At 69.1% G+C, this 12,434-nt stretch carries 11 protein-coding genes; 7 read left to right on the top strand and 4 right to left on the bottom strand.

Features of this window, described 5'->3' with window-relative positions; translation table 11 throughout:
- Positions 1 to 194 precede the first annotated feature (194 nt).
- The 7 genes from fhaA (at position 195) to Sco07f_RS06510 (ending at position 9,621) form a co-directional block, all read left to right on the top strand.
- On the top strand, positions 195 to 1,067 hold the full coding sequence (fhaA, locus tag Sco07f_RS06545) for an antibiotic biosynthesis regulator FhaA (RefSeq protein ID WP_087790239.1): 873 nt from the start codon (positions 195 to 197) through the stop codon (positions 1,065 to 1,067).
- 10 nt (positions 1,068 to 1,077) lie between these two features.
- Positions 1,078 to 1,596, top strand: coding sequence for an antibiotic biosynthesis regulator FhaB (gene fhaB, locus Sco07f_RS06540; RefSeq protein WP_007453402.1), 519 nt, complete (start codon positions 1,078 to 1,080; stop codon positions 1,594 to 1,596).
- A gap of 141 nt (positions 1,597 to 1,737) precedes the next feature.
- Entirely contained in the window at positions 1,738 to 3,276 is a 1,539-nt protein-coding gene (locus tag Sco07f_RS06535) for a Stp1/IreP family PP2C-type Ser/Thr phosphatase (protein WP_007453405.1), read from the top strand.
- Between the two features lie 27 nt (positions 3,277 to 3,303).
- On the top strand, positions 3,304 to 4,740 hold the full coding sequence (locus tag Sco07f_RS06530) for an FtsW/RodA/SpoVE family cell cycle protein (RefSeq protein ID WP_108987225.1): 1,437 nt from the start codon (positions 3,304 to 3,306) through the stop codon (positions 4,738 to 4,740).
- Positions 4,737 to 6,209: a peptidoglycan D,D-transpeptidase FtsI family protein gene (locus Sco07f_RS06525; RefSeq protein WP_007453409.1), complete on the top strand. Its 1,473-nt coding sequence runs from the start codon at positions 4,737 to 4,739 to the stop codon at positions 6,207 to 6,209. The genes Sco07f_RS06530 and Sco07f_RS06525 overlap by 4 nt, the downstream gene beginning before the upstream one ends.
- Positions 6,210 to 6,399: 190 nt before the next feature.
- Positions 6,400 to 8,421: a Stk1 family PASTA domain-containing Ser/Thr kinase gene (gene pknB / locus Sco07f_RS06515; RefSeq protein ID WP_087790242.1), complete on the top strand. Its 2,022-nt coding sequence runs from the start codon at positions 6,400 to 6,402 to the stop codon at positions 8,419 to 8,421.
- A 150-nt stretch (positions 8,422 to 8,571) separates the two neighbouring features.
- Positions 8,572 to 9,621: a restriction endonuclease gene (locus Sco07f_RS06510; protein WP_087790243.1), complete on the top strand. Its 1,050-nt coding sequence runs from the start codon at positions 8,572 to 8,574 to the stop codon at positions 9,619 to 9,621.
- Between the two features lie 89 nt (positions 9,622 to 9,710).
- Here Sco07f_RS06510 and Sco07f_RS06505 read toward each other — a convergent pair whose 3' ends face one another.
- The 4 genes from Sco07f_RS06505 to Sco07f_RS06490 are packed head-to-tail and all read right to left on the bottom strand — an operon-like array spanning position 9,711 to position 12,397.
- Positions 9,711 to 10,469, bottom strand: coding sequence for a class E sortase (locus Sco07f_RS06505; RefSeq protein ID WP_108987224.1), 759 nt, complete (start codon positions 10,467 to 10,469; stop codon positions 9,711 to 9,713).
- 13 nt (positions 10,470 to 10,482) lie between these two features.
- On the bottom strand, positions 10,483 to 11,568 hold the full coding sequence (locus tag Sco07f_RS06500; RefSeq protein ID WP_108987223.1) for a class E sortase: 1,086 nt from the start codon (positions 11,566 to 11,568) through the stop codon (positions 10,483 to 10,485).
- Entirely contained in the window at positions 11,565 to 12,203 is a 639-nt protein-coding gene (locus Sco07f_RS06495; RefSeq protein ID WP_087790246.1) for an aminodeoxychorismate/anthranilate synthase component II, read from the bottom strand. Before Sco07f_RS06495 ends, Sco07f_RS06500 begins: the two co-directional genes overlap by 4 nt.
- A complete protein-coding gene (locus Sco07f_RS06490; RefSeq protein ID WP_167468025.1) occupies positions 12,200 to 12,397 on the bottom strand; it encodes a hypothetical protein in 198 nt (65 codons plus the stop codon). The genes Sco07f_RS06495 and Sco07f_RS06490 overlap by 4 nt, the downstream gene beginning before the upstream one ends.
- Positions 12,398 to 12,434 lie beyond the last annotated feature (37 nt).

The raw sequence follows: 12,434 nt of genomic DNA, 5'->3' as shown, positions 1-12,434 counted from the left end.
CCGATCGACCGGCGCGTGGATACGATCAGTAAGCAGTACCAGGTGGGCAGTGCGCGCACGCACCGCACGACGCGGAGCGGCACCGCGCAAGGCAGCGGCAGGCACGACAGCAGTACGCGACACAGCAGTACGCGACACAGCACTACGCAGGACAGTGGAAGCGGACAGGACGGCAGCGACGGAGGAGGTGCCCCATGGGAGTCCTGAAGAAGTTCGAGCAGCGGCTCGAAGGCCTGGTCAACGGCACCTTCGCAAAGGTCTTCAAGTCCGAGGTGCAGCCCGTGGAGATCGCGGGAGCACTTCAGCGTGAATGCGACAACAACGCGACCATCTGGAACCGCGACCGCACCGTGGTGCCCAACGACTTCATCGTGGAACTGAGCACGCCCGACTTCGAGCGCCTCAGCCCCTACTCCGGACAGCTCGGCGACGAGCTGGCCGGCATGGTCCGCGACTACGCCAAGCAGCAGCGCTACACCTTCATGGGACCGATCAAGGTCCACCTGGAGAAGGCGGACGACCTCGACACCGGCCTGTACCGGGTGCGCAGCCGTACGCTCGCCTCCTCCAGCAGCCACCAGGGCGGCCCGGCCCCCGCCGCGCCCCCTGCACCCCCCGCACGGCCCGCCGGACCGGCAGGCGGCGGGTACGGCTACCCGCCGGCCGCCCCCGCGGGCGCCCCGCCCATGCCGGCCGCACCGCCGCCCGGCGGCCGCCCCGGAGGCTACGGCTACCCGCAGCCCGCCGGCGGCCAGCAGCCCCCGCCCACACCCGCCCCCGGCGGACGCACCCGCCACTGGGTCGAGATCAACGGCACCCGCCACCAGATCTCCCGCGCGACGCTCGTGATGGGCCGCAGCACCGAGGCCGACGTGCGGATCGACGACCCCGGCGTCTCCCGCCGGCACTGCGAGATCCGGCCCGGGACGCCCACCACGATCCAGGACCTCGGGTCCACCAACGGCATCGTGGTGGACGGACAGCACACCACCCGCGCTACGCTCCGCGACGGCTCCCGCATCGTCGTGGGCAGCACCACCGTTATCTACAGGCAAGCCGAAGGGTGATCCGGGGGCAATGTCAGAGCTGACCCTCACGGTCATGCGGCTGGGCTTTCTCGCCGTACTGTGGCTGTTCGTGATCGTGGCCGTGCAGGTCATCCGCAGCGACCTGTTCGGTACGCGAGTCACCCAGCGCGGCGCGCGGCGCGACGCCGCCCGACCGCAGCAGACCGCCACGCGCCAGGGCCAGGCGCCTCCGCCGCAGCGCCAGCAGCCCAGCGGCGGCCGCGGCCGCCGGGGCGCGCCCACCAAACTGGTCGTGACGGAGGGCACCCTCACCGGCACCACCGTCGCCCTCCAGGGCCAGACCATCACGCTCGGCCGGGCACACGACTCGACGATCGTGCTGGACGACGACTACGCCTCCAGCCGCCATGCCAGGATCTACCCGGACCAGAACGGCCAGTGGATCGTCGAGGACCTGGGCTCCACCAACGGCACCTACCTGGACCGGGCCCGGCTGACGACCCCCACCCCGATTGGCCCCGGGGCGCCGATCCGCATCGGCAAGACCGTCATCGAGCTGCGGAAGTAGTGCTACACCAATGAATGAGCGCGAGCGGAGCGAGCACGCAGCGGTGGCCGGCACCCCGGGCCCCGGCGCGCTCCCGACCGGAGGGTGGGCAGTGTGGCTCGACACGACCGGCTGCAGTCGGAGCCGACGGGCGAGGTGCGCATGAGTCTGTCACTGCGCTTCGCCGCCGGATCGCACAAGGGCATGATCCGGGAGGGCAACGAGGACTCCGGCTACGCCGGCCCCCGCCTGCTCGCCATCGCCGACGGCATGGGCGGCCAGGCCGCCGGCGAGGTCGCCTCCTCCGAGGTGATCTCCACCATCGTCGCCCTCGACGACGACGTGCCCGGCTCCGACGTCCTCACCTCCCTCGGCGCCGCCGTACAGCGGGCCAACGACCAGCTGCGGCAGATGGTCGAGGAGGACCCCGCCCTCGAGGGCATGGGCACCACCCTGACCGCGCTGCTGTGGACCGGCCAGCGCCTGGGCATGGTCCACGTCGGCGACTCCCGCGCCTACCTCCTGCGCGACGGCGTCCTCACCCAGATCACCCAGGACCACACCTGGGTGCAGCGCCTCGTCGACGAGGGACGCATCACCGAGGAGGAGGCGGACACCCACCCGCAGCGCTCCCTGCTGATGCGCGCCCTGGGCAGCGGCGACCACGTCGAACCCGACCTGTCCATCCGCGAGGTGCGGGCCGGCGACCGCTACCTCATCTGCTCCGACGGACTCTCCGGCGTCGTCTCCCACCAGACGATGGAGGACGCCCTCGCCAGCTACCAGGGCCCGCAGGAGACCGTCCAGGAGCTGATCCAGCTCGCCCTGCGCGGCGGCGGCCCCGACAACATCACCGTCATCGTCGCCGACGTCCTCGACCTGGACACCGGCGACACCCTCGCCGCACAGCTCTCCGACACCCCCGTGGTCGTCGGCGCCGTCGCCGAGAACCAGGCCCAGACCGGCGACAACGGCATCATGCAGACCCCGGCCGGCCGCGCCGCCGGGCTCGGCAGGCCCCGCGGCGGAGGCGGCGAGTTCGGCCCGCCCGGCAGCGGCGACGTCACCGGCTTCATCCCCACCGACGGCTTCGACGACTACGGCCCCGACGACTTCGTCAAACCCCGCAAGAGCCGCAAGTGGCTCAAGCGGTCCCTCTACACCGTCCTCGCCCTCGCCGTCATCGGCGGCGGCACCTACGGCGGCTGGCGCTGGACCCAGACCCAGTACTACGTCGGCACCAACAACGACCACCTCGCGCTGTACCGGGGCATCAGCCAGGACCTCGCCTGGGTCTCGCTCTCCAAGGTCCAGAAGGACCACCCCGAGATCGAACTCAAGTACCTGCCGCCCTACCAGCAGAAACTGGTCGAGGCCACCATCGCCGAGGACGACCTCAACGACGCCCGGGCCAAGATCGAGGAACTGGCCGTCCAGGCCTCCGCCTGCAAGAAGCAGGCCGACCGGCGTGCCGCGGAGACCGAGAAGAACGCGAAGACGGGCGAGGGCGAGGCCGGAGGCACCACGGGAACCAGCCCCGCCTCCTTCACGTCCAAGGCCTCACCGAGCCCCAACCCCTCGGGATCGCCCACGACACCCGAATCGTCCGAGTCCCCGTCCACGACCGCACCCACTCCAGGCTCAGGACCGACCCTCTCGGAGGAAGAACAGAAGGTCGTCTCGCTGTGCGGTAAGCAGTAGGCAAGCCGTGAGAGGCCCCGTCACACGATGAGCAGTACTACCAACCCGTCGACGCACCACACGTCCACGATCGGCGCCATCGGCGCCCCGAGCCGGCGCAACACCGAGCTGGCTCTGCTCGTGTTCGCCGTCCTCATCCCGGTCTTCGCCTACGCCAACGTGGGCCTGGCCATCAACGACGAGGTGCCCGCAGGGCTGCTGAGCTACGGCTTCGGCCTCGGCCTGCTGGCCGGCGTCGGCCACCTCGTCGTGCGCAAGTTCGCCCCCTACGCCGACCCGCTGATGCTGCCCCTGGCCACCCTGCTCAACGGCCTCGGACTCGTCGCCATCTGGCGCCTGGACCAGTCCGAACTGCTCCAGGACATCGAGCAGGCCGGCACCGCCGCGCCCCGCCAGCTGATGTACACCGCGATGGGCATCGCCCTGTTCGTCGCCGTCATGATCTTCCTCAAGGACCACCGCGTCCTGCAGCGCTACACCTACATCTCCATGCTCGGCGCCCTGTTCCTGCTGCTGCTCCCGCTCGTACCGGGCCTCGGCAAGAACATCTACGGCGCCAAGATCTGGATCCAGGTCGGCTCCTTCTCCATCCAGCCCGGCGAGTTCGCCAAGATCGTCCTCGCGATCTTCTTCGCCGGCTACCTGATGGTGAAGCGCGACGCCCTCGCCCTGGCCAGCCGCCGCTTCATGGGCCTCTACCTGCCCCGCGGCCGCGACCTCGGCCCCATCCTGGTCGTCTGGATCGTCTCCATCCTCATCCTCGTCTTCGAGACCGACCTCGGCACCTCGCTGCTCTTCTTCGGCATGTTCGTGATCATGCTGTACGTCGCCACCGAGCGGACCAGCTGGATCGTCTTCGGTCTGATGATGTCCGCGGTCGGCGCCGTCGGCGTGGCCAGCTTCGAACCCCACATCCAGCAGCGCGTGGACGCCTGGCTCGACCCGATGAAGGAGTACACGCTCTCCCGCGCCGGCGTCACCGGCCACTCCGAGCAGGCCATGCAGGCCCTGTGGGCCTTCGGCTCCGGCGGCACCCTCGGCACCGGCTGGGGCCAGGGCCACTCCGAACTGATCCGCTTCGCCGCCAACTCCGACTTCATCCTCGCCACCTTCGGCGAGGAACTCGGCCTCGCCGGCCTCATGGCCGTACTCCTGCTCTACGCGTTGATCGTGGAACGCGGCGTGCGCACCGCCCTCGCCGCCCGCGACCCCTTCGGCAAGCTCCTCGCCATCGGCCTCTCCGGCGCCTTCGCCCTCCAGGTCTTCGTCGTCGCCGGCGGTGTCATGGGCCTCATCCCGCTCACCGGCATGACCATGCCCTTCCTGGCCTACGGCGGCTCCTCCGTCATCGCCAACTGGGCGCTGATCGGCATCCTGCTGCGCATCAGCGACACCGCGCGCAGACCGGCACCCGCCGCGCCCGCCAGCCCCGACGCCGAGATGACCCAGGTGGTCCGCCCGTGAACAAGCCACTGCGCCGAATCGCGATCTTCTGCGGCCTCCTCGTCCTCACCCTGCTCATCCGGGACAACTGGCTCCAGTACGTCCAGGCCGACGAGCTCAAGGAGGACGAGCACAACCGCCGCGTCGCCATCGAGCGGTACGCCAGCCCCCGCGGCGACATCATCGTCGACGGCAAGGCCATCACCGGACACGCCACCACCAAGGGCGACTTCAAGTACAAGCGCACCTACAAGGACGGCGCCATGTGGGCGCCCGTCACCGGCTACGTCTCCCAGGCCTTCGGCGCCACCCAGCTCGAGGCCATCGACGACGGCATCCTCACCGGCAACGACGACCGGCTCTTCTTCCGCAACACCCTCGACATGATCACGGGCAAGAAGCGCGAGGGCGGCAACGTCGTCACCACCCTCAACAGCGCCGCCCAGAAGGCCGCCTACGACGGCCTGAAGAAGCAGGGCGCCAAGGGCGCCGTCGTCGCGATCGAGCCGTCCACCGGCAAGATCCTCTCCATGGCCTCGTACCCCTCGTACGACCCCACCGTCATCGCGGGCAGCAACGACGCGGCCGGCGAGGCCTGGAACAAGCTCCAGAAGAAGAACAACCCCGACGACCCGATGCTCAACCGCGCCCTGCGCGAGATCTACCCGCCCGGCTCCACCTTCAAGGTGGTCACCGCGGCAGCCGCCCTGGAGCACGACCTGTACGGCTCGGCCGACGAGAAGACCGACTCCCCGCTGCCCTGGACCATGCCCGGCACCACCACCGAGCTGAAGAACGAGGGCAACCTCCCCTGCGAGGACGCCACCCTCCGCGAGGCCCTGCGCGTCTCCTGCAACACCGTCTTCGGCAAGGTCGGCTACGACCTCGGCAACGACAAGATGCTGGAGACCGCCAAGAAGTTCGGCTTCACCGAGGAGCAGTTCGTCCCGGTCCGCTCCAGCGCCTCCGTCTTCTCCGACGACATGAACGACTCGCAGGTCGCCCTCTCCTCCATCGGCCAGTACAACACCGCCGCCACCCCGCTCCAGATGGCCATGGTCACCTCCGCCATCGCCAACAACGGCACCCTGATGAAGCCGTACATGGTCGACGCGCTCCAGGCCCCCAACCTCGACACCATCGAGAAGACGGACCCGGAGGAGATGAGCAAGCCGCTGTCCGCGGACAACGCCCAGATCCTCCAGTCCATGATGGAGACCGTCGTCAAGGACGGCACGGGAACCAACGCCCAGATCGACGGCGTCACCGTCGGTGGCAAGACCGGTACCGCGCAGCACGGCGAGAACAACAGCAAGAACCCCTACGCCTGGTTCATCTCGTACGCCAAGACCGACGACGGCAGCTCGCCCGTCGCCGTGGCCGTGGTGATCGAGGACGAGAACGCGGTCCGCGACGACATCTCCGGCGGCGGCCTCGCGGCACCGATCGCGAAGAACGTCATGGAGGCCGTCATCGACAGCAAGAAGTGACCGCGTCATGAACGGGACGTGACTCCGGTCACGCCCCCTTCACATCGGCGCACGTTGCGATACCGGTCCTGTATCGGCTGCCCGACTCGGCCAAGGGGCCCGGAGCGTGGCGGGTACGGTAGGCCGGACGGCAGCCTCCGACCGTACAAGCATGCCGGTCGGGACCGACGGAGAGGGCTGGTAGGTAACCATGGAAGAGCCGCGTCGCCTCGGCGGCCGGTACGAGCTGGGCCCTGTGCTCGGCCGTGGTGGCATGGCGGAGGTTTACCACGCTCATGACACCCGGCTCGGACGCCAGGTGGCGGTGAAGACACTCCGCGCGGACCTCGCGCGTGACCCGTCCTTCCAGGCCCGCTTCCGCCGGGAGGCCCAGTCGGCCGCCTCGCTCAACCATCCCGCGATCGTGGCGGTCTACGACACGGGCGAGGACTACATCGACAACGTGTCGATCCCGTACATCGTCATGGAGTACGTCGACGGCTCCACACTCCGTGAGCTGCTCCACTCCGGCCGCAAACTGCTGCCGGAGCGGACGCTGGAGATGACCATCGGCATCCTCCAGGCGCTGGAGTACTCGCACCGGGCCGGCATCGTCCACCGCGACATCAAACCGGCCAACGTCATGCTCACGCGCAACGGCCAGGTCAAGGTCATGGACTTCGGCATCGCCCGCGCCATGGGCGACTCCGGCATGACGATGACCCAGACCGCCGCCGTGATCGGCACCGCCCAGTACCTCTCCCCGGAGCAGGCCAAGGGCGAGCAGGTCGACGCCCGCTCCGACCTGTACTCCACGGGCTGCCTGCTCTACGAGCTGCTCACGGTGCGTCCGCCGTTCGTCGGCGACTCCCCGGTCGCTGTCGCCTACCAGCACGTGCGCGAGGAACCGCAGGCGCCGAGCGTCTTCGACCCCGAGATCACGCCCGAGATGGACGCGATCGTGCTGAAGGCCCTGGTCAAGGACCCGGACTACCGCTACCAGTCGGCGGACGAGATGCGCGCCGACATCGAGGCCTGCCTCGACGGCCAGCCCGTCGGCGCCACCGCCGCGATGGGCGCCATGGCCGCCGGCGGCTACGGCGCCTACCCCGACGACCAGCCGACCACCGCCCTGCGCTCGGACGGCGGCGGGGCCACGACCATGCTGCCGCCGATGAACCCGGACGACGGCGGCTACGGCTACGACGACCGCCCCGACCGGCGCCGCCAGCAGCCCCGCAAGAAGAACACCTCCACGATCCTCCTGGTCCTGGCCGGCATCCTCGTCCTGGTCGGCGCCATCCTGATCGGCAAGTACGTCGTCAGCGGCGGCGGAGCACCGGGCGACGGCAAGGTCGACGTGCCCGCCCTGATCGGCCAGACGCAGGACGACGCCGAGCAACTGCTCACCAACTCCGACCTCAAGCTCGGCACGGTCGAGCAGAAGCCCTGCGAGGACCAGAAGAAGGGCAGCATCTGCGACCAGGACCCCAAGCAGGGCACCTCGGTCGACAAGGACTCCACCGTCAACCTGGTGGTCTCGACGGGAGCGCCCAAGGTCGCCGTCCCGAACGTCATCGACAAGAACATCGACGAGGCCAGGCAGCAGCTCGAGGACAAGGGCTTCGACGTCGAGACCAAGAAGACCGAGTCCTCCCAGGACGAGGGCACCGTCCTCAGCCAGGACCCGGACCCGGGCAAGGAGCTGGAGAAGGGCTCCACGGTGACCCTGGAGGTCGCCAAGGCCGAGGAGAAGGCCACGGTGCCGGACGTCGTGGGCCGTACCTGCGACGAGGCCAAGGCCCAGGTGGAGAGCGGCGGCGACCTCACGGCCGTCTGCACGGACCAGCCGACGAACGACCCGAACCAGGTCGGCAAGGTCATCTCCACGACGCCCCAGTCCGGCACGCAGGTCGACCCGGGCTCGAAGGTCACGATCGTCGTCGGCAAGGCCGTGGAGAAGACGAAGGTGCCCGAGGTCCGCGGCAAGACCCTCGCGGAAGCCCGGCAGATCCTGCAGCAGAGCGGCTTCACCAACGTGCAGGTCGCGCAGGGCTCCCCGGGCGACGACAACGCGAAGGTGTTCGCCTCGAACCCGCAGCCCGGCACCGAGGTCGACGACCCGGCCGCCACGCCCGTCACGCTGATGACCGTCCCGGGCGACGGAGGCAACGGCAACGGCGGAAACGGCAACGGCGGCACCATCGCCGGCCTCCCCGGCTTCGGCGACTGACCCGCCTGCCCGACCGACCCGAACCCCGGCCCCTCAGCTCAGCGGAGGGGCCGGGGTTCCGTCGTACGCGCCGACAGCCATCGATCGTGTCTTCGTATGTCATGACTCGTTGACTCCGGGTGACCACATGACCCGACCCAGAGGACCACCGTGATCAACGAGACCGCCCTACTGGAATCACCTGCCCTGCGCAACAGCGTCCTCGAGCGCACGGACGTACTCGACCGCGTGAAGGTGCTGTCACTGCTGCCGGACGGCATGCATGTGACCACAGCGATGGTGGCGACGTACTTCGGCGTCACCCATGAGGCCATCCGTCAGCTCAAGGCCCGACACCGTGAGGAACTGTCGAGCAACGGAATGCTCACACTTCAAGGCCCTGACCTGGCTCAATTCAAGCGTGACATCCTGTCACGCTATCCGGCAGGTCATCCACAGCCCCGCTCGAGCCTCACTCTCTACTCGCGTCGAGCCGTCCTCAACATCGCCATGCTCCTCCGTGACAGCGAAATCGCACGTCAGGTGCGTGTCTACCTCCTGGACATGGAGTACCTGGCCCGCACACAGCCTGTGGAAAACGCGGTCCCAACCGACACCTCCGCCCTCGACGCCCGCATCGACCAACGCATCACCCACATCCTCGGCAAGACCGTCGTGCCGATGTTCAACGCCCTGATCGAAACCTCAAGCGATCACCGACGAGAACTCATCGCCCTCCGCACAGGCGTCCAGCGCATCGAAAGGCGGCTCCGTCAGCACCACTCCCGGCTGCAACGACTCGAAGGCCCGCGGGAGGACCGCCCACTCGCCGGCGTCATGGCCGCCATGGACGCCATGAACGGCCGCGAGTTCGAGGAGCACGTGGCCGCGCTGCTCCGCCGCGACGGATGCACGCACGTCACGGTGCGCGGTGGCGGCAGGGACCGAGGCGTCGACATCACCGCAGTCACCGCCGACGGACGAACGATCGTCGTCCAGTGCAAGAGGTTCGCACCCCACCTCAGCATCACCAGCCCTGAAATCCAGAAGTTCATCGGGGCGGCCAAGGTCCTGCACAGCTCCGACATCGCCCTGTTCGTGGCGACCTGCCCGTTCACGCGCGACGCTCAAAACATCGCGGCAGAGAGCGGCATCACCGCCGTACACCGCGGGCTCCTGGAGGAATGGAGTGCCGGTGCACCGCTGACCGTCCTCCACTGACGTGAACGAAGAGGCCCGAAGCCGCAAGAGCAAGTTGCGGCTTCGGGCTTTCGTCATGTTAGGGGACTGATCTCACGCCAGGAGATCAGTCAGCGCAGTTCCTTGGGCGGCGTCCGCTCCCCGTCCACCTTCTCCGTGCGGACCAGCTCGCCCCACACCACGTACCGGTACCGGCTCGTGTAGACCGGCGTGCAGGTCGTCAGGGTGATGTAGTGGCCGGCCTTCTTCTTGCCGGACTCCTTGGGGACGCCGTCGAGGACGTCGACGTTGAACTTCGAGGTCTCGGGCAGGACGGCGTACGTCTTGTACACGTACCAGGTGTCCTTCGTCTCGAAGACGATCGGGTCACCCTTCTCGATCTTGTCGATGTTGTGGAACTTCGCCCCGTGCCCGTCCCGGTGCGCGGCGAGCGAGAAGTTGCCCTTCTTGTCCGAGGTGGGCAGCGTCGCCTTGACCGGGTCGGTGTAGTAGCCGGCCACGCCGTCGTTGAGGACCTTCATCGACGTGCCCTTCTCCACCAGGACGTCGCCCTCGCCCATCGCCGGGACGTGCAGGAAGCCGATGCCCGCCTTGGTGTCCAGCGCCCCCGGACCGCTCGGGCCGTCTCCCACCCGGTCCTGGGCCCAGTTGTCCCGGACCTTCTCCGCCTGCTTGTCCGCCGCACGGTCGGCGACCACGTTCGTCCACCACAGCGAGTAGACGACGAACAGGCCCATCACCAGGCCCGCGGTGATGAGCAGTTCGCCGAAGACGCTGACCGCCTGCGCGACGATCCGTCCGGGACGACGCCGCCCGCGACCGCGGGCCCCGGCGTCCTCCTGCTGCTCCGTGTCGGTGGTCGATGCCACTGGTCATCCGCCCTTAACTGACGAGCGCATCCGGCTTGCCCTTGCTGCGCGGCCGTTCCTCGACCATCTTGCCCCAGACGATCATGCGGTACTTGCTGGTGAACTCCGGCGTGCACGTGGTGAGCGTGATGTAGCGGCCGGGCCCCTTGAAGCCCGACTGCCTCGGCACCGGGTCCAGCACGCTGACGTTGCTCGGCGACGTCACCGGCAGGATCGACGCCATCTTGTACACGAAGTACTTGTCCTGCGTCTCCACCACGATCGGGTCGCCCGGGTCCAGCTTGTTGATGTAGCGGAACGGCTCACCGTGCGTGTTGCGGTGCCCCGCGAGCCCGAAGTTGCCGGTCTTCGCGTCCGGCATCGCCGTCTTCAGCCCGTCCTCCGCGTAGTGCCCGACCATGCCCCGGTCCAGCACCTTCTTGCTGTCGATGCCCTCCGCGATCGGCACCACCACGTCCAGCTTGGGAATGTGCAGCAGCGCGAAACCCTGACCCGGTTCGAACGTCCCCGGGTTGCGCTTGCCGTTCGCCCAGTCGTCCTGGAGATTGCTCGCGGCCTGGTTCGCCTGCGCGTGGGCCCGCACGTTCGTCCACCACAACTGGTAGGTGACGAACAGCAGCATCAGCACACCGGTCGTGATGAAGATCTCACCTATCGCCCGGCTCGCGATCACCGCGGCACCGGGTTTGCGCGCCCGCGCCTGCCGACGGGCCTCCACGCGCGACAGAGGCGCCTTCGGCTCCTCCTCGGCCTCCACCTCCGCCGACTGACCCCGGGGCGCCCCACGGCGTCCGTGACGCCGTTTCGCGGCCTTCCTGCGGGCCGCACGGCCCCCGCCCACGGGACCGTCCCCGGCAGATCCCGTCCCCGTGCCCGTCCGCCGCTCCGACGGCTCCGGGATCCGCAGCGCCACCGTCTCGTCGTCGCCGAGCGGCGCCCGGTACCGCACACCGCCGTCACCGGCCGCGCCGGCCGCCCCGGAGGCGAACTCCTCGTGCCAACCGTCCCCGAACGCACCGGAATCCCCGTACGGCTGCCCGTACGAGGATCCCTGGTCACCGGCCGTGCCGGAGTCGCGCTCGGGGCGCAGCGCGGTCACGCCGTGGCCCTGCCCACCACCGGGGCGAGCCCCGCCGACCTCGCCACCGCGTCCCGGTCGCCGCACTCCGCCAGCCAGTTGGCCAGCATCCGGTGCCCGTGCTCGGTCAGCACCGACTCCGGATGGAACTGCACGCCCTCGACCAGCAGTTCCCGGTGGCGCAGGCCCATCACGATCCCGTCCGGCGTACGGGCCGTCACCTCGAGCTCCGCGGGCACCGTGTCCGGCTCGGCCGCCAGCGAGTGGTACCGCGTCGCCGTGAACGGCGAGGGCAGCCCCGCGAAGACGCCCCGGCCGGTGTGCTCCACCGGCGAGGTCTTGCCGTGCAGCAGCTCCGGCGCCCGGTCCACCACACCGCCGTACGCCACCTGCATCGACTGCATGCCCAGGCACACACCGAAGACCGGCACCCCGGTCGCCGCGCAGTGCCGGACCATCTCGACGCAGACGCCCGCCTGCTCCGGCGTACCGGGACCGGGCGAGAGCAGGACGCCGTCGAAACCGTCCTGGGCGTGCGCCGTCGACACCTCGTCGTTGCGCAGCACCTCGCACTCGGCGCCGAGTTGGTAGAGGTACTGGACCAGGTTGAAGACGAAGCTGTCGTAGTTGTCGACGACGAGGATGCGCGCGCTCACTGGTTGTCCACCGTCACATCGTTGAAGGGCAGCAGCGGTTCGGCCCACGGGAAGACGTACTGGAACAGGACGTAGACCACGATCATCGCCAGCACGAGCGAGAGCAGCGCCCTCACCCACGCGTTCCCCGGCAGATGCCGCCAGATCCAGCCGTACATGCCGTCCCTTCCGTCGCACCACGACGCCAGACTCACGCCGCACCCCACCAGACTAGCGGCGCGGGGGTCCTCG

This window comes from Streptomyces coelicoflavus, from assembly GCF_003112555.1.
Taxonomy (GTDB): domain Bacteria; phylum Actinomycetota; class Actinomycetes; order Streptomycetales; family Streptomycetaceae; genus Streptomyces; species Streptomyces coelicoflavus.
The sequence above is the reverse complement of the archived record's forward strand: the minus strand, read 5'-3'. Positions and strand labels throughout refer to the sequence as shown.